22 protein-coding genes and 1 rRNA gene are annotated in these 17,710 nt (G+C 51.7%); 22 read left to right on the top strand and 1 reads right to left on the bottom strand.

Translation table 11 applies throughout. From position 1 onward, the window contains the following. Window positions 1–47: 47 nt before the first annotated feature. From BMX45_RS26270 to BMX45_RS26175, 20 genes are all read left to right on the top strand, one after another. Complete coding sequence (locus tag BMX45_RS26270) at window positions 48–659, top strand: undecaprenyl phosphate transporter UptA (protein WP_090913160.1); 612 nt, start codon at window positions 48–50, stop codon at window positions 657–659. 3 nt (window positions 660–662) lie between these two features. Further along, window positions 663–1,229, top strand: coding sequence for a thioredoxin family protein (locus tag BMX45_RS26265; protein WP_090913158.1), 567 nt, complete (start codon window positions 663–665; stop codon window positions 1,227–1,229). Between the two features lie 2 nt (window positions 1,230–1,231). Next, complete coding sequence (locus tag BMX45_RS26260) at window positions 1,232–1,870, top strand: MBL fold metallo-hydrolase (RefSeq protein ID WP_090913156.1); 639 nt, start codon at window positions 1,232–1,234, stop codon at window positions 1,868–1,870. Window positions 1,871–2,050: 180 nt separating this feature from the next. Then, a complete protein-coding gene (locus BMX45_RS26255) occupies window positions 2,051–2,242 on the top strand; it encodes a hypothetical protein (protein WP_009594128.1) in 192 nt (63 codons plus the stop codon). Window positions 2,243–2,479: 237 nt separating this feature from the next. Then, complete coding sequence (gene sigY / locus BMX45_RS26250) at window positions 2,480–3,037, top strand: RNA polymerase sigma factor SigY (protein ID WP_090913154.1); 558 nt, start codon at window positions 2,480–2,482, stop codon at window positions 3,035–3,037. Continuing rightward, window positions 3,021–3,359 carry a YxlC family protein gene (locus BMX45_RS26245; protein ID WP_090913152.1) on the top strand — a complete coding sequence of 113 codons (339 nt, stop codon included), beginning with the start codon at window positions 3,021–3,023 and terminating at the stop codon, window positions 3,357–3,359. The genes sigY and BMX45_RS26245 overlap by 17 nt, the downstream gene beginning before the upstream one ends. Beyond that, window positions 3,356–3,565 carry a hypothetical protein gene (locus BMX45_RS26240; protein WP_090913150.1) on the top strand — a complete coding sequence of 70 codons (210 nt, stop codon included), beginning with the start codon at window positions 3,356–3,358 and terminating at the stop codon, window positions 3,563–3,565. The genes BMX45_RS26245 and BMX45_RS26240 overlap by 4 nt, the downstream gene beginning before the upstream one ends. A 35-nt stretch (window positions 3,566–3,600) precedes the next feature. Continuing rightward, a complete protein-coding gene (locus BMX45_RS26235) occupies window positions 3,601–3,795 on the top strand; it encodes a PLDc N-terminal domain-containing protein (protein WP_090913148.1) in 195 nt (64 codons plus the stop codon). Beyond that, a complete protein-coding gene (locus tag BMX45_RS26230) occupies window positions 3,792–4,715 on the top strand; it encodes an ABC transporter ATP-binding protein (protein WP_015737459.1) in 924 nt (307 codons plus the stop codon). Before BMX45_RS26235 ends, BMX45_RS26230 begins: the two co-directional genes overlap by 4 nt. Then, a complete protein-coding gene (locus BMX45_RS26225) occupies window positions 4,712–5,488 on the top strand; it encodes a hypothetical protein (protein ID WP_090913146.1) in 777 nt (258 codons plus the stop codon). Before BMX45_RS26230 ends, BMX45_RS26225 begins: the two co-directional genes overlap by 4 nt. Before the next feature lie 211 nt (window positions 5,489–5,699). Next, on the top strand, window positions 5,700–6,080 hold the full coding sequence (locus BMX45_RS26220) for an ATPase (RefSeq protein ID WP_090913144.1): 381 nt from the start codon (window positions 5,700–5,702) through the stop codon (window positions 6,078–6,080). Window positions 6,081–6,254: 174 nt separating this feature from the next. Further along, window positions 6,255–6,542 (top strand): Asp-tRNA(Asn)/Glu-tRNA(Gln) amidotransferase subunit GatC, encoded by a 288-nt coding sequence (gene gatC, locus BMX45_RS26215; protein ID WP_009594109.1) that lies wholly within the window; start codon window positions 6,255–6,257, stop codon window positions 6,540–6,542. A 20-nt stretch (window positions 6,543–6,562) separates the two neighbouring features. Continuing rightward, on the top strand, window positions 6,563–8,020 hold the full coding sequence (gene gatA / locus BMX45_RS26210) for an Asp-tRNA(Asn)/Glu-tRNA(Gln) amidotransferase subunit GatA (RefSeq protein WP_090913142.1): 1,458 nt from the start codon (window positions 6,563–6,565) through the stop codon (window positions 8,018–8,020). Window positions 8,021–8,050: 30 nt separating this feature from the next. Then, entirely contained in the window at window positions 8,051–9,490 is a 1,440-nt protein-coding gene (gatB, locus tag BMX45_RS26205) for an Asp-tRNA(Asn)/Glu-tRNA(Gln) amidotransferase subunit GatB (RefSeq protein WP_090913140.1), read from the top strand. Window positions 9,491–9,707: 217 nt separating this feature from the next. Further along, window positions 9,708–10,166, top strand: coding sequence for a GNAT family N-acetyltransferase (locus BMX45_RS26200; RefSeq protein WP_090913138.1), 459 nt, complete (start codon window positions 9,708–9,710; stop codon window positions 10,164–10,166). Between the two features lie 48 nt (window positions 10,167–10,214). Continuing rightward, complete coding sequence (locus BMX45_RS26195) at window positions 10,215–10,928, top strand: MgtC/SapB family protein (protein WP_090913136.1); 714 nt, start codon at window positions 10,215–10,217, stop codon at window positions 10,926–10,928. A gap of 196 nt (window positions 10,929–11,124) precedes the next feature. After that, window positions 11,125–11,742, top strand: coding sequence for a hypothetical protein (locus BMX45_RS26190; RefSeq protein ID WP_090913134.1), 618 nt, complete (start codon window positions 11,125–11,127; stop codon window positions 11,740–11,742). Window positions 11,743–11,792: 50 nt separating this feature from the next. Further along, a complete protein-coding gene (locus BMX45_RS26185; RefSeq protein ID WP_090913132.1) occupies window positions 11,793–13,112 on the top strand; it encodes a DUF4097 family beta strand repeat-containing protein in 1,320 nt (439 codons plus the stop codon). Window positions 13,113–13,200: 88 nt separating this feature from the next. Next, window positions 13,201–13,620 (top strand): peroxide-responsive transcriptional repressor PerR, encoded by a 420-nt coding sequence (gene perR, locus BMX45_RS26180; protein ID WP_009594041.1) that lies wholly within the window; start codon window positions 13,201–13,203, stop codon window positions 13,618–13,620. Between the two features lie 123 nt (window positions 13,621–13,743). Further along, window positions 13,744–15,459, top strand: a complete 1,716-nt coding sequence (locus tag BMX45_RS26175) for a glycosyl hydrolase family 18 protein (protein WP_090913130.1) — start codon at window positions 13,744–13,746, stop codon at window positions 15,457–15,459. 128 nt (window positions 15,460–15,587) lie between these two features. On the opposite strand, the gene BMX45_RS26170 is transcribed toward BMX45_RS26175, so the two are convergent. Further along, a complete protein-coding gene (locus BMX45_RS26170) occupies window positions 15,588–15,953 on the bottom strand; it encodes a YgzB family protein (protein WP_009594056.1) in 366 nt (121 codons plus the stop codon). A 185-nt stretch (window positions 15,954–16,138) separates the two neighbouring features. Here BMX45_RS26170 and BMX45_RS26165 point away from each other — a divergent pair, with 185 nt between their 5' ends. Further along, window positions 16,139–17,020, top strand: a complete 882-nt coding sequence (locus tag BMX45_RS26165; protein WP_090913128.1) for a nucleotidyltransferase-like protein — start codon at window positions 16,139–16,141, stop codon at window positions 17,018–17,020. A gap of 469 nt (window positions 17,021–17,489) precedes the next feature. Then, a 16S ribosomal RNA gene (locus tag BMX45_RS26160) occupies window positions 17,490–17,710 on the top strand; the annotation flags it as partial.

Raw genomic sequence — 17,710 nt, 5'->3', positions numbered from 1 at the left:
ATAGGCTAGTACTAGAAATCAACGCAGTAGGAAGGCGGGGGACAAGCGTGGAATTCTTTTACGAGGCTGTGGGCCGACTGTTTGAATGGATCCAGCAGCTGGGCTATTTCGGAATCATGCTCGGATTAATGGTGGAGGTCATCCCAAGCGAGATCGTACTGGCCTATGGCGGTTATCTGGTTTCCATGGGTGAGGTTCATTTTATCGGTGCCATGATTTTTGGTACCATTGGCGGCGTGCTCGCCCAATTGTTCATTTATTGGATCGGCCGTTACGGGGGCAGACCCTTCCTGGAGAAGTACGGGAAGTACATACTGATTAAGAAGAAGCATATCGACTACGCCGAGGAATGGTTCGGCAAGTATGGTACCGGCGTTATATTTACGGCTCGGTTTGTACCGGTGGTAAGACATGCGATTTCCATCCCGGCGGGCATATCCAAAATGCATGTGGGCAGGTTTACGCTGTTGACCACTCTTGCGGTTATTCCGTGGACGGCATTATTCTTATACCTCGGATTGCTTCTGGGTGACCAGTGGGAGCATATCGACGAGAAGGCAGGGCCTTACGTTCGGGAAATTCTGCTGGGCGCATTAGCCGTCATGATTCTTTATTTTTTGATAAAATGGATAAAATCAGCGAAGGCGAGGTCGAAATAACGAATGAGTATGAATATGGCAAATCATTTAGGTACGGGCATTACTCCGCAGCAATTCATGGACGGCATGCAGAAGAACCAGGATGCGTTCAAGGCAGGCTACGAGCAGTTTACCTGGGAGAATGAAGAGGATAAAGAGTTTTTTGAAAGCCTCAATTTCAGGGATGATCTGCGGGTCCTCATTCTGGCAGCGGATTGGTGCGGAGATGTCGCGCGCAATATTCCTGTCGTATTCCGTGCGATGGAGACCGCGGGGATTGAGACGGAAGTGCTGATTATGGAAGAGAATCTGGACGTCATGGATCAGTTCCTGACCATGGGCGCCCGTTCCATCCCGGTTGTGATCATTTCGGATACCGGGGGACATGTCCTCGGCACATGGGGACCGCGTCCGGCGCATGTTCAGAAGTTTATGATTGAGTTCAAGCAGAACAATCCGGATCGTGAAGCAACGGACTATCAGGACAACCTTGCCGTCACGCGGCAAAGCATCATTCAAGCCTACGGGGAAGGGTATGAGTTTCACGCTGCCATCATTAAGGAATTGCGTGAACTGATCTCAGGGTTCTAATCATGACACTTCATATTGAGACCTTTAATTTAGGACCGCTTCAGACGAATGCATATTTACTGACAGGCCCTGCAGAAGGCAAAGCAATCATTATCGATCCTGGCATGAATCCGGGGCCGCTCGTGAAGCGAATAGCGGATTTGGAGATTGAAGCGATCCTGCTGACTCATGCGCATTTCGACCACATGGGGGGCGTCGAGGAGATCCGCAAGCTGAAGGGCTGTCCTGTCTATCTCCACACCTTGGAGAGCGAATGGCTGGCCAGTCCAAAGCTTAACGGTTCGCTGATGTGGCCTCAGGTCACCGGACCGCTGTCCACCGAGCCGGCGGAGTACGATTTGGCCGATGGACTGGAGCTGCAGCTGATCGGGCATACCTTCAAGGTCTTTCATACACCGGGCCATTCGCCGGGAAGCGTGAGCTTCAAGTGCGGAAATGATCTGTTCTCCGGCGATGTGCTATTCCGTCTAGGCGTTGGGCGAACGGATCTTCCGGGCGGCCGTGAACGCGATTTGGTTGATTCCATTCAGAACACGCTGTATACGTTTGCGGATGAGGCCGTTGTGTATTCCGGCCACGGGCCTCGGACAACCATTGGTTATGAAAAGCAGCGGAATCCTTATGTCCCTGCGGGCAGGTAGGATAACATCCGACATAAATCGGGAAAGTTTGTCTGGACAAATATAGACAAGATTGATACAATACGATTAATTAAATGTTACCCATTGCGAAGCACGCAGACTGTGGAATTTATCCCGGTTTGCGTTCTTTTATTTTATGGGGAGTTTTATTGGCATGGACGTGATTAGGGGGAAGCGCCAGTGAGGAAAGATCATCTATCGCTGCTGAACGGGAATGTTACAAGAAGCGAAGCGATTGATCGGCAACCGGAGTTCCGCCGGCGGGGCCAGACGGATATTTCATCCGTTGTCTGGGACAGGCTGGTGAAGGATGAAGGGATCGCGCAGCAGCCATGGCATCATCGGCTGCAGGTAATCAGATTGAATCAATAGGTTGGAACGCTAACATGATACCCTCATCATGAAGTGAGAAACCATGATCCTCCGATTGGAGACTGCAGCCGGGTCCGCCGGCTGCTTTTTTTTGTTTTTTAACGGATACCATAAGGAATTTCAGAAGCATCCGGAGGCATCTATATAAATTACATCATTTGGTACACGATAAATATAATAAACGTTTGAACGATTGGCAGCTGTTATTCGTATTACAGGCGAAGGCGAAAGAAGGTGATGATTTCAATCATGATCCCTGGCGAAGAGGATTTGATACGACAAGCGCAGTCAGGAGATGCTGCTGCCATGGCGCTGCTGTTTAAGCAGCATTATTCCTTCCTTTATAAATATTTGCTGAAAGTGACGATGGACCCGATGGTTGCCGAAGATACCGCGCAGGATACCATCGTTCGATGCATGGAGAATATGACCCGTTACAACGGGACTTCGTCCTTCTCCTCTTGGATGATTACCATTGCTACCCGGTTGTTCATCGATAATACCCGGCGAAAGAAACGGGAGAAGAAATGGCTGGAGCAGGAGGCGGTTCAGTCGGCAAGGCGGATGCGCTGGCAGATGGAGCGGCGGGGAGAAGATTGGACGGATATGCTGGATGGATTATCCCGATTATCCGAGGATCATCGGATTGCCATCCTGCTGAAGCACTATTACGGCTACAGCTACGAGGAAATCGGAACGATGCTCGGCATTCCCGAAGGAACGGTGAAATCGCGGACCGCCTACGGCATAAAACAGCTGCGAAAGGAGATGGGTGACGATGGTCAAAGGACCTGAACATGAGGATGAAAAATGGATTGAAGGATTGAACCAGGAAATGAAGCGGGTGGATCAATTGTTTGATGACGCGCCATCCCCATCCCTGGAAGGACTGCATGCGTTGGCCGTTCATACCTTGGAACGCAAACGGAAGCGGATGAAATACGAGTTGCTGCTCTTTCTTCTGGTTGCGCTCTTTATCGTCGGCGGGGGATTGATGGCTGCCTTGGCAGCGCCGAGGATCCTGCTGTTTATTCACGGGTTCGGCATGGTAGCGGGGATTTCCGTTCTGGTATTTTCCAAGAGTCTGCGATCTGCCGGAAAGAAGGGGATTCGATGAATGAAGTGAACGAGAGCCCGCTGGTAGTGATCGTCATTGCCGTTGTGCTGGTGCTGATCCAAGGGACATGGCTTTTCCTGGATGCAAGGAAACGGGGGCTTGGCAAGATGGCTTGGTTCTGGGGGATATGGGGGTCTACGACGATGCCGTTGCCGCTGCTCTTTTACTGGATATTCGTCATTCGTAAAGACGGCAGCGAGTCTTAAGCTTCTTCATTATATATGAACATGGGAGGATTATTATGGATATTAACTGGGGATTGATCTGGCCGATCCTTGCACTGCAAGCGATTCTTGCGGTCACGGGTCTTATATCTTTGTTTCGGGCAGAGCCGGCAAACATACGTGGACCGAGATGGATGTGGGTGTTGATTATATTGCTGGGTAACATTCTTGGCAGCGTTGCATATTTCATTGCGGGGAGGCGAGAGGCTTGACGGAGAAACTTCTTAGCATTCATGAACTGACCAAAAGCATCGGAAGCATCATGCCGGTCAAGGGCATCTCGTTTGAACTGAAACGCGGAGGCTGTACGGCACTGCTGGGACCGAACGGCGCAGGGAAGACGACAACGCTGCGAATGCTGGCAGGATTGATTCCTCCGACCCGGGGCGAGATCCGATATGGATCGGGAGATGGACATACGGACAGCTGGCGTCACCGGATTGGTTACTTGCCGCAGTATCCGAAGTTTTATAGCTGGATGTCAGGCATGGAATATTTGTCATTCAGCGCCAAGCTGTCGGGATTATCCGGAAAAGAGGCCCTTCGGCGTAGTCGGGAAGTGATCGAGATGGTGGGCCTGCAGCAGGCAGCCAAACGCCGGATATCCGGTTATTCCGGCGGAATGAAGCAGCGGCTTGGCATCGCACAGGCGCTTGTGCACGAGCCGGAGCTGATCATGCTGGACGAGCCGGTTTCGGCGCTGGACCCGATCGGTCGCCGGGAGGTTATGGACCTGCTCGACCGCCTGCGAGGGGAAGTCACCGTTCTGTTCTCGACCCATGTGCTTCATGATGCGGAGGAAATTTGCGATGACATGATACTGATGGTAGACGGGGAGATTGCGGAGAAGGGCGCGCTTAGCGAACTTCGCACGAAATACCGCCAGCCGGTCTTATCGATTGATGTTGAACCGGGGGAGCGGGAGGTTGCTTGGCTCGACAGTCTCGCGAACCGTCCTTATGTGCAAGAGATCGAGCTCGGCAAACGCGGCGCCAAGCTGATGGTGACGGATATGGAGGTGGCGCGTGCCGCTTTAATCCAAGAGCTTGCCGACGGCGGAATCGAGCTGCTTCGTTTTGAAGCCGGCACGTCTACGCTCGAGGACATGTTTATGAAGGTGGTGGGCTCATGAAGCCGTTCTGGATCTATTATCAAAAAGAGATGCTTGAGTCCGGCCGGACCTATAAATGGATTTGGGTCCCCGCCGTTTTTCTGCTGCTTGGCATTATGCAGCCGGTATCGACCTATTATTTGCCGGAAATCCTGACCATGGCCGGAGAAGTGCCGCCGGAAGCGGCGGCGTTATTTACCGTCCCGTCCGCCGAGAGCGTGATGGCGTCAGCCTTAAGCCAGTTCAGCGTCATCGGCCTGCTGGTGCTTGTGCTTGCGGGGATGAACACGGTAGCTGGGGAAAGGGCCACCGGCACGGCTGAGCTTGTTCTTGCACGCTCGGTATCCACGATTCCCATGATGGCTGCCAAATGGGCCGCCATGATGACTTTGGTAGCCGCATCCTTTGCGCTTGGGCTTGGCGGCGCAGCGTATTATACGCATCTGCTCATCGGTCCCTTGGAATGGGGGGCGGTGGCCAGCGGCGGGGGATTGTATGTCGTATGGCTGGCTTGGATCGTAACGCTTGCCCTGCCGCTCGGCGCCGTCCTCCGTGGGCCTGCTGCCGCTTTCATCAGCTTGGCGGTGGCCGGCGCGCTTTCGCTCTTGTCCGGTTTGCTGCCCTCCCGCCTTCAATGGAACCCGGGCCGATTAAGCAGCATGGCCGCGGAGCGGATTGTCGGCGAAGGGAGCAGCGTCTGGTCTCCGATCATCGTGGCGATACTGCTCATGGTACTGTCGATTATCGTTGCCGCGAGGCTGCTCAGACGGAGTCCATTGTCCCCGCAATCCTAGTTTCCATGGGAGATTCAGGTTTTATCTGAATCACATGGACATCTCTATCTTTTTTTAGTAGACTATGAAGATAAGAAATCGGCAATCGACTTATTTTTCGGAAGACAGACCGCACATATCGGAAGTTTTCTTGGAAATAAGGATGATTAGCCATAGAAGTTTATACTTTCTTATCGCTTGAAAAAAGGATGGACAACTCAGGAGGTAGACGATGCTGCGTTTAGGGGAAAAGATCACAATCGTTGCGGATGCCTTTGAGCAGAATCTTCCAATCGGTCAATACGGTTATATCATCGCGTATGACCGAAATCCGGACAATGCGTTCGATTACGTCATTCGGATTCCGAGCCTCAACCGTAATTTTTTTGTTCCGGCGGATGATGTAGAGCTGGAAGCAATCGTGTTGAAACAGGAAGCCGAGCGGGTCGAGCGGGAAGCGCTCATCGATTTCGCCCTGTCGACATATAATGAGAAGCTGTTTCGTCAAGTGATGAACGGCGAGTTGGAAAGTGTTGAAGAGGAAGAGGAAACCAAGGAAGCAATGTCCCAGGCGGACTTCATCAAACAGGTGAATCTTCGCGCTTGGATCTAGAAGAGTCGGCCGAGGCCGACTCTTTTTTGAAGTGAGAGGCAACCAGTTCCTGAAAGCTCCACGCTTCAAGCCATTGGATTGAATCTTCCATGCTTCTACAATATAATGAGAAAAGTTATCGAGACAGACTTTACCCCTTTAACTGGATAGGGGCATGAAGGAGGACGCAAAGCCATGAGCATTACCGATAAGGATGTTCAGCATGTAGCGAAGCTGGCCCGATTAAATTTGACGCCTGAAGAAGAGCAGATGTTTACCGGCCAACTGAATGCGATTTTACAATATGCCGAGAAATTAAACGAATTGGATACGGACGGCGTTGAGCCGACTACGCACGTGCTGCACCTCAGCAATGTCATGCGGGAAGACGAAGTGCGCGAGAGCCTGCCGATCGAGAAAGTGCTGCTCAACGCACCGGATGAAGAAGACGATCAAATTAAAGTACCTGCTGTTTTGGAATAGCCTGGAGGGAGGACACACACTTGAGTCTGTTTGATTACAAGTTATCGGAGATACATAATAAGCTGCAGAATAAGGAGCTTTCCGTAACCGATCTGGTCGACCAAGCGTTTACCCGTATTTCTGAACGTGAGGATCGGGTAAAGGCATTTATTACGCTGGACGAGGAAGGCGCGCGTACATCGGCCAAGGCTTTGGACGACAAGCTGGCTGGTGGGGAGACGCGCGGACTGTTGTTCGGACTTCCTGTCGGAATTAAGGACAATATCGTAACGGAAGGGCTTCGTACCACATGCGCAAGTCAGTTTCTGTCTAATTTCACGCCGGTTTACGATGCGACGGTTGTCGGTAAATTGCGCGCGGCCGACACCGTAACGATCGGCAAGCTGAACATGGATGAATTTGCAATGGGGGGCTCCAATGAGAACTCCAGCTTTTATCCCGTGCGCAACCCATGGGACCTGGACCGGGTACCAGGCGGCTCGAGCGGCGGCTCGGCTGCGGCCGTAGCTGCCGGCGAAGCTTACTTCGCGCTGGGCTCGGATACCGGCGGCTCCATTCGGCAGCCGGCTTCTTACTGCGGCGTCGTGGGACTTAAGCCGACCTACGGACTCGTATCCCGGTTTGGCCTTGTCGCCTTCGCTTCATCGCTGGATCAGATCGGGCCTTTGACAAAAAACGTAGAAGATTCTGCCTATGTCCTGCAAGCCATCGCCGGTTATGACCCGATGGATTCGACATCCGCCAAAGTGGACGTGCCCGACTATCTGAGCGCGTTGTCCGGAGACGTTGCCGGCCTGCGCATCGCCGTGCCTAAAGAATATCTGGGCGAGGGCGTTGACGCCGAAGTAAAGGAAACCGTCCTGAACGCGCTGAAGGTGCTTGAATCGCTGGGCGCTACCTGGGACGAGGTTTCCCTGCCGCATACCGATTATGCGGTCGCTACGTATTATCTGCTTGCATCTTCGGAGGCTTCCTCGAATCTGGCCCGCTTTGACGGCGTACGTTACGGCGTTCGTTCCGACAATGCAGGCAGTTTGATCGACCTGTATCATGAATCCCGCAGCCAAGGCTTCGGCGATGAGGTGAAACGCCGTATCATGCTGGGGACTTACGCGCTCAGCTCGGGCTATTACGACGCTTATTATTTGAAGGCGCAGAAAGCCCGCACCCTCATCAAGCAGGACTTCGATAAAGTATTCGAGCAATATGATGTCATCATCGGACCAACGGCTCCGACTACGGCATTCAAGCTGGGGACGCAGGTCGATGATCCGCTGACGATGTATTTGAACGATATCCTGACGATTCCTGTCAGCCTGGCGGGAGTGCCGGCAGTAAGCGTCCCTTGCGGATTCGCGGACGGACTGCCCGTAGGAATGCAAATTATCGGGAAAGCCTTTGATGAGTCGACCGTGCTGCGCGTCGCGCATGCCTACGAGCAAAATACAGATCATCATAAACGGCGCCCTGAACTGTAAACCGGCGGCAGAGAAGGAGGGAAACAATCGATGTCTACATCTAAATATGAAACGGTTATCGGATTGGAAGTTCACGTAGAGCTGCATACCCATTCCAAAATATTTTGCGGCTGCTCCACTGCGTTCGGAGCTCCGCCGAACACGCATACATGTCCCATCTGCCTTGGCCATCCCGGCGTTCTGCCCGTATTGAACCGCCAGGCTGTGGAATATGCCATAAAGGCTGCCATGGCGCTGAACTGCACCATCGGCGATGTCAGCAAATTCGACCGCAAGAACTATTTCTACCCGGATTCCCCGAAAGCATACCAGATTTCCCAGTATGATCAGCCGATCGGCGAAAACGGCTGGATCGATATTGAGGTGGATGGGAAGACGAAGCGGATCGGCATTACCCGCCTGCACCTGGAGGAAGATGCCGGCAAGCTCACGCATGTCGACGGAGGGTATGCATCGCTGGTGGACTTTAACCGGGTCGGAACGCCGCTCGTTGAGATCGTGTCCGAACCGGAGATCTCAACGCCGGAGGAAGCCAAGGCTTACTTGGAGAAAATGCGCGCGATTATGCAGTATTGCGACGTATCCGACGTGAAGATGGAAGAGGGCTCGCTTCGCTGCGACGCCAACATCAGCCTTCGTCCATGGGGACAGAAGGAATTCGGAACGAAAGCCGAGCTGAAGAACATGAACTCCTTCCGCGGCGTGCAGCGCGGATTGGAATATGAGCAGTTCCGTCAAGCGGAAATCCTTGATGAAGGCGGCGTGATCGTACAGGAAACGCGGCGCTGGGACGAAGCCCAGGCGAAGACCTTCTCCATGCGAGGCAAGGAGCAGGCGCACGACTACCGCTATTTCCCGGATCCGGATCTGGTATCGGTGCATATCAGCGAAGAGTGGAAAGAAGCGGTTCGCGCGACGATCCCCGAGCTTCCGGATGCCCGCAAGGCCCGCTATGCTTCCGAGTACGGCTTGCCGGACTATGATGCTGCGGTCATTACGTCATCCAAGCTGCTCGCCGACTTTTTTGAAGACAGTTTGAACTACACGAAGGATGCCAAATCCGTATCCAACTGGATCATGGGCGATCTGCTGGGTTATTTGAATTCGAACAGTCTGGAGCTGTCTGAAGTGAAGATTACGGGCCAAGGCTTGGGCGAGATGATCGGCTTGATCGAGAAGGGGACCATCAGCAGCAAAATCGCGAAAACCGTTTTTAAGGAGATGCTGGAAAGCGGCAAGCTGCCTGCGCAAATCGTTGAGGAAAAGGGACTTGTCCAAATCAGCGATGAAGGTGCGATCAAGGGCATTGTCGAGCAGGTGGTCGCGAACAATCCGCAATCCGTGGAGGATTACAAGGCAGGCAAACAGAAGGCGATCGGCTTCCTGGTTGGTCAAGTGATGAAAGAGAGCAAAGGCAAAGCCAACCCGGCCCTCGCCAACAAACTGCTGGTAGAGGTGCTGAACGGATAATTAACGATCCGGGGGTTTTCCTCGAATCATGTTTTTAGAAGATGTGGAGCTTGTCCCGAAATCGGGGCAAGTTCCTTTTTAAGATATCAGAAAGTATGAACTTCGGAGGGGCTGCTGCCTGATATCGCAAGAAAAAATACCGTTAAACGCGGTCTGTCTTCTTTGAGAGTACGCCGATGACTTTTTTCTTACAATAACTCGGTTAGGGGATGAACGGATGATTAAGGAACTATCCTTGGAGGATCGGGATACCGTACAGCAGATATGGAGCCTGCAGCACATGGCGTACCCTTTGGAAGCCGAATTGATCGGATTCTCCGAAATTCCTCCGCTGCAGGACACCTTTGAGACGATCCGTGCGAGCGGGGAAACCTTTTTTGGTTATATAAATGAAGAAGGGGATCTCATCGGAGCCATAGCGGTGGAGCCCGAAGAGGATCAGGTCACCATATCGCGGATGATGGTCCATCCCGGTCATTTTCGCAAAGGTATCGCGGGGAGTTTAATTCGACATGTATTGGAATGCTACCAGGAAGCGCCGATGTTCACAGTCTCGACAGGGACGCGCAATACGCCGGCGGTGACCTTGTACGAGAAATTCGGGTTCGTGAGGGACCATGCATTCGAGGTTGCTCCGGGCGTGGAATTGACCGAGTTTCATCTTCATAAACAATGAATGATATCGCATATTCGACAGACGTGACGTGAGGGGAGTATCGTTCTTTTGACTAATCCTTGGGTGATAGATAATGTATCCATATTATTACGATTGCTGCTGGCTATGCTGCTTGGCGGCTTGATCGGCTTTGAACGGGAGCGTTCCAACCATGCGGCAGGGTTGCGTACCCACATCTTGGTGTGCTTGGGCTCTGCGCTGATTATGCTGTTATCCATTTACGGTTTTTCCGATTTCGTTGCCGAGATTAATGTTCGGATTGACCCTGCGCGCTTGGCCACGGCCGTCATTACCGGGATCGGATTCCTGGGCGCCGGCACCATTTTGTTTACAGGCAAATCCATTACCGGATTAACGACTGCCGCGTCCATCTGGGTTGTGGGTGCCGTGGGGCTAGCCGTAGGAGCCGGGTTTTATTTTGCGTCGATTGTATCCACGGTGCTGATCCTTCTGAACCTGGTGGTCTTTAATAAGCTGGAGCAGCGGTACATCCGCGGCAGCAAACTGCATTTGATCACCCTGCATGCGGCGAATACGCCGAATATTTTGGATGACATATCGGCAGTTCTGGTGGAGCAGGAATTCGTGATCAAGAAGCTCGTCGTAAACGAGCGGAGCAATGCGGCATACGGGGAATTGCAGCCTGCGGTCCCAGGACTCGAAATTTCGCTGCAAGTATTGACCGACCGTAAATTCGAACCGATGGAGATCACCCGGCAATTGCGGGGAATCGGCCATGTAACGATGGTAACGGCTGAATAACCGGCTTCCATCATCATAACCAAACGGCATCTGCTGAATTACCGGCAGGGCCGTTTTTTTGTAGGTTTATGTGCTTCTCCTGAACGGCCTATCCAGTTTTTTTCCAGTTACTTCGGCTTCGCATTGGGGTACTATCAAAGAAAAACATCGGTAAACAACGCCAGTCCCTTGATGTTTGGAAGGAGGCGAGAAGGTTATGAATCCAACCACCGAAACGCAAACCGCAGTCCGCAAGAAAAAAAGGCGCTCGATTCGGATGAAGCGGCATCCCGGACTTCAGCGAAAAAGGCGGAAATTCTATGCGCTTATATTAGCCGCTCTCATTCCAGGTCTGGGTCATCTGTACCTCGGGATGTACCGTAAGGGAATCACGTTCATCATGCTGCTGCTGCTTGATATATCGGCGCTTCTATATTTCTCTTCCATCGGCATGCAGATCAACGTTCCGCTGCTTGTCGTGCTGGGGCTTCTGATTCCGGTCGGTTATTTCTATAACGTGTATGACGTGCTGCAGGCAGCCGAATATATTATTTCCCGTAAAAGACGCGGCGAGGCAGCCTCTGCTTCCGAAGGTGACGGAAGAGGGAACGGGGCTAATCATCTGTTCCGCGGCGAACGGGGAATCGCTTTTGGCTTGATGCTGGTTGTTACCGGGTCCATGCTCATTTTGTTTCACCAGAAGCCGCCTTGGCTGCAGCAGGGAATTCGCGACTACGGTGCGGAGGCCTCCGCCGTCGTGCTCATCGTTATCGGGATTTGGGCCGGGATCCGGGAAGCTCTCAGGCATCATAAAGACAAGAGAAAATCCCTATAATACATGGCACATTGGTGAAAGCCGCGTAATCAGACGAGGGGAGGAGACGGATGAAACATAAAATCAGAGTTGGACGATATACGGCCGCCTTGCTGCTTGTCTGTACGGGCGCGTTGCTGCTGCTTGACGAGTGGAGAGGGACGGATTATATATTCATGCTCCAGCGTTGGTGGCCGCTGCTGTTTATCCTGCTCGGCGTTGAATATATAGTCAGGTATACGCTGTCCCGCGCCCAGGGCCGGCGTAGGGAATTTCGGTTTCGGCCGGATATTCGGGGAATTCTGCTGGCAGTCGCCGTAACGGCGTCCGTATTCGTGATTTCCCAGCAGGAGCATTTCCTTCATCTTTGGAACCGGGTGAGCCTGAATTTGACGGCAGCGGGCGTGGATTATAGCGAAGCGGAAGATAACCGGTTCCAGAAGCCGGCACTGGATATACCGGTGGAGCTCGACACCGAGAAGATCATCGTTGATCACTTGAACGGAGATATCTCCATCACGCGGCAGGATGTCGACGATATCCGGGTGGAAGCGGTAGTGTGGGTCGACCGAGAGCAGCCCGGTGTAGCGGAGGCGATCGCCGAGCAGTCGACGATCGAGGTCGGGGAAGGCAAGACGATCACGATTCGGTCCAAGGGAAAGGCCTATGGAGAATCGGGTAAACGTCAACCCCGAATGAATTTGAATATCGCGGTTCCGGATGATCGCCGGTTCAATTTTGAGATACGGACGATGAACGGAGCAATTACCTTAAACCGGGTGGAAGCGATTGAGAATATGTTGCTGGAGAGCGGGAACGGGCCCATCACGATGGATCGGGTCTACGGGAATGTCACAGGCAAAACGCTGAACGGCGAAATGACCGCGCGCGGCGTTATCGGTAATATTAAAATGTCCACCAACCGCGGGAATATGCTGGCCGTCGACATCACGGGCGAGACCGACTTGACCACGCAAGTAGGAAACATAACGGTCAAGCGAACGACGGATCATATCCGGGTTCAGACGAGGAACGGCAATATTCTGATCAGCGGCGCGGAGTCGCAATTAAGCGCCGAGTCCCTTAATGGCGGAATAGCCATTCGTTCCCCTCGGATCGGAGGCGATTGGAATGTATATAGCGCGGTTGGAGAGATGAATCTTCACGTTCCTCTCGAGGGCGATTACAAGCTTGAAGGGACGATTAGTTACGGAAGAATTCTGACCACGCTCCCTAATCTTCGGGTCGAGCAGAAAACCATTTCCGGGGAATCCGGCACCGGCGAGCATTCCATTCGCATTGAAGGTAACAGTAACCTGAACATTTACCGGAGCTACCCGGAACAGGAGGAGGGCCGCAACAGCGGGGGCTGGACGCCTCTGCCGGATTGACAACAATCCAAGAAACGCCGTACAATAAAGCGTAAGAGCGATCTGAGCTTTGTAAAAACCCAGTTAAACTTGAAGGCGGTGGGCAACCATGGGAACGTCCGTACAGCATGCGCTGGAACAACTGAAAACGACCGGTGTCCGTATCACGCCGCAACGTCATGCGATTTTAACGTATTTGGTGGAATCTATGGGCCATCCGACAGCGGATGATATTTATCGGGCTCTGGAACCTAATTTTCCTAGTATGAGCGTAGCCACAGTATACAACAATTTAAAAATGTTTATTGAAGCCGGCATGGTGCGTGAGCTGACGTACGGAGACAATTCGAGTCGTTTTGACGCCAACGTCTCCGACCATCATCATGTCATCTGTCAAAGTTGCGGCAAAATCGAAGATTTCAGCTATCCATCCCTCGAAGATGTGGGAGTGCAGGCTGAGAAAAGCACCGGATTCGAAGTAAAGGGACTGAGAATGGAGCTGTATGGGCTCTGCAAGTCCTGTCAATAGATGCCGGTTGTTATAGATGATGAACGTGCGGAATGAACCATTCCACACGTTTTTATTTTTAAGGGCTAATTTTTCGCGATTTGGCATTGGGGCGATTTGGCGAATGTGAAATGGGGGAGCAGTTTGGCAAGAAGAAGATATCGGGGAAAAAAGAGGCGTACAAACAGAAGCTCTTATTATCTGGGACTGATGCTGATCGCGGTAGGGGTCTGGTGGGTTGTCACCACATTGTTTCCGAACCAGACCTATACCGTACCGGACTGGCGCGGAATGGACAAGCCGATTTTCGTTCAGGGCGAATTGAAGGAGCATCCTGCTCTGGGATCTGGCGAAGAGCTGCTGCTGCCGATCACGGTAATTCAGGAGAGCGTGGATGCCAACATCCGTTACGAGCAGGAAACGGAATCGATTATTATCACGACTTCCGAATCGGTTTTTCGCATGAAGATGGATAGCACGAAGGGAGAGCTGAACGGCAAAACGGTAACCTTGCCTTATGCGCCTGAACTGGTTAACGGCATTGCCTATGTTCCGTTGAAGCCGCTTAAACAGCATTATGGGGTGGCTGTTCACGAGGACTCGGCAACAGGCGCGGTCATTTTGATGCGCGCTGGGGATGCGATTCAGCTTGCGAAGGCGGCTCCCGGTAAACCTGAGGACACCGTGGCTCTGCGCGAGAGCGGGGAGAAGAAGTCTCCGATCGTACTGGACATGCCGGTCGGCGAGCGGCTTCGGGTATGGCGCGAAGAGGAGGGATGGTTATTCGTTCAGGCGGATAACGGGTATACCGGATATGTTCTTAAAGAGCAGATCGAGCTTGGGGAACTGAAGGAAATTCCGTATTTGAAGCAGACCCCTTCGCGGGCTGAGCTGGAATGGAAGGGCAAGTCGGTCAACCTGGTATGGGAAGCCGTCTACACCAAGAATCCGAGCACGGATAGCATTGGCGAACTGCCCGGTGTCAACGTGGTCAGTCCGACCTGGTTCAGCATCGTGGACGGTGAAGGAACGGTCAAGTCCAAAGCGGTTAAGCAGTATGTGAGTTGGGCGCATAACAGGAACAAGGAAGTTTGGGGTCTCATGGATAACAGCTTCGACCCTGACCTGACAACCGAAGCGCTGTCTACGTTCGATAGAAGATCCCATATCATCGAACAGATGCTGGCTTATGCCAAGCAATACAATCTCGACGGCATCAATATCGACTTTGAAAATGTCTACACCAAGGATAAAGATCATGTCGTACAATTCGTGCGGGAAATGAAGCCGCTGGCCAAAGCCAGAGGTTTGATTGTGTCCATCGATGTCACGCCCAAATCGAACAGCGAGATGTGGTCGCTCTTTCTCGACCGGAAACGACTCGGCGAAACCGTTGATTACATGATGGTGATGGCCTACGACGAGCACTGGGCCACCAGTCCGAAAGCGGGATCGGTCTCCTCGTTGCCATGGGCTGAGCAGTCGGTAAGGCGAATCCTGGAAGAGGATGCAGTTCCGCCATCCAAGCTGGTGTTGGGCGTACCGTTATATACGCGGGTCTGGACCGAAACGAGCGAAGCGGGAGAGACGAAGGTGTCCTCCAAAGCAATTGGTATGGAGAAGCTGCAAGCTCTGCTGAAGGAGCAGAAGGTGAAAGGCTCGCTGGATGCCGGGACAGGACAGAATTATGTCCAATTCATGGAAGGTGAGTCCATTAAGAAGATATGGATGGAAGACGGCACTTCATTGCAATCCCGGGTCAAAATGGCCAAAAAGCTGGAGCTTGGCGGCATTGCTTCGTGGAATCGAAGCTTTGCCGTCCCGGAAACCTGGCATGTTCTTAAGACGATACATGATTAGGGAACCATGGAACTTATCATTCTTATCCTAAATACAAAGAACCCGGTTATCCTCGCGATAACCGGGTTCTTTTGTGTTTATTCGTCTTATGCGTTGCGAATCCTACATATAAGCAGATCAAATCCTTGTCAGGATTTGATCTGCTGGGCTTCAAGCTCTTCTGCTGTGATGTTGGCTTGGCTCGGATCCAGCGTCAAAATCGTATGGCAGAACATGCAGCGGTCGGTTTTGCCCAGCATTTTGGTCAGTTTATTGCACTCCGGACACTGGATTTGGACGGCGCTCGTGGACAGCATGCCTGCCCAAAAGTATATGCCGAGACTTCCCAGCATCATAATCAGGCCAAACACCAATCCGATACCGGCAAATATTTTGCCTGCTTGTCCAAAGAATACGATACCGGCCGTGCCAAGCACCATAAGGCCCATGCCCAGCATAGTCAGCAGCAATCCCCATGTGCGGAAGGCGTTGATTTTTGCATTCTTAAAGATCATGCTCGAAAACTCCTGTCCATTCATATAGTTGTTTATGGAATAAGGCGAAACAAGAAATGAAATCTTGAATTCCGTTTGTCATCTTATAAGATCTTATCTCCTAAAAGAAGGAACTTACATGGACATGTAGAATTACATTATAACTGATATGGCTGAAATTCGCCAAGGAATGTATGGAGGGAAACGTGGAATTAACCAACTTTTCTTTTTATTATGGAAATACGGTTGATGAGGAAGCTGTAGGAGCGATAGCATACCGTAATTCGGACAAAATGCAGCGAGGATCACTTGTTCACGATTTTGAGGTCAATATTGTTGTCGTGTATGACGGAACGCCTGATGAGCCTCCCATCCAGCATTCTATCGTAGGCGGGGAACGCTGTCAGGTGTTCAGCATAGGCTTGGACGAATTGCATCGGGAGCTCCTGAGGGGCACGCATAAAGTATTGATCAAATGCCTCCTGGAAGGGGATGTCATAAAAGACGATCAAGATCGCCTTTCCAATCTGCGGCGAGATTTCCTCAGGTTCGCAGAACCGTTCCGGGAGCAAAAATTGTTTATAGGCTTTGCCCACTTCCTGCAAAAGTACATGGATGCCAAGATGCTTTTGAAGGAGGAACGAGTGCTGGATGCTTACCATACTTTATTGGAAGGTCTGCACCATTGGGGCGAGCTGGAGCTGATCGAGCGGGGAATTCATCCGGAATCGGCGGTTTGGGAGCAGATTACAGGTTTAAACACGCCGGTACGCAAGTTATATGAAGAGCTTACGGTCAGCACGGAAACGCTGGGACAACGGGTTGAGCTTGCCTTGCTTGCCTATGAATTCTCCATGATATCCAAGCTGGAGAGCTCTTCTGCGCTATTGCTCCGCATATTAAGAAGCCGTCGGAATCCTTGGACGATACAGGAGCTGGTACTCCACCCTGAGCTGGCACCTGTATGCAAGGAACTGCCGATCGTGATGCGCAAATTGGTATATCGGTCGCTGGTGAAGGAAGTTCCGATATGGAGGGAATCCAGATCCTATGGCTCTGAAGCCATCCGGTATTACACCGACGTATGAGGAAGGACGGGAGTCCTTCTTTTTTTGTGCAGAAGAAGTTGATACTAACGTTTATGAAACCGCGTCTCAGGAAACAGTATCTAACGAGAGTGACATCAAGATAGGGGGAAGGTTTAGCGAATAATGTGTCGATAACTTTGTTACATAAAGTCGAAAAATAATTTGCCGAATCATGTTGACGAGCCGGTTGTTTCTGTGATACATTATAACTCGCCCCTTCGAAAGGGACTTTGATAATTCGGTTAAGAAGATGTCGAATTAAAAAGTTTTCAAAAAAAAGTTCTTGACGAAATGATGGGCAGCATGATATATTATAAAGGTCGCCGCTGAAAATGATTTTTTAGCGAAAGACACAGAAGTTGATCTTTGAAAACTGAACAACGAGTGAGTAAAACGAACCACTTCGGTGGGACGTTGAAATAGAGAATTGAACAAATTCTCGTCAGTTAAGAAATGAGCAAGTCAAACTTTATTGGAGAGTTTGATCCTGGCTCAGGACGAACGCTGGCGGCGTGCCTAATACATGCAAGTCGAGCGGACTTGATGGAGTGCTTGCACTCCTGAAGGTTAGCGGCGGACGGGTGAGTAACACGTAGGCAACCTGCCCTCAAGACTGGGATAACTACCGGAAACGGTAGCTAATACCGGATAATTTATTTTGCAGCATTGTGAGATAATGAAAGGCGGAGC

Source organism: Paenibacillus sp. cl141a (assembly GCF_900109305.1).
Classification (GTDB): Bacteria; Bacillota; Bacilli; order Paenibacillales; family Paenibacillaceae; genus Paenibacillus_AQ; species Paenibacillus_AQ lautus_A.
This window is presented reverse-complemented; position numbering and strand designations above follow the sequence as displayed.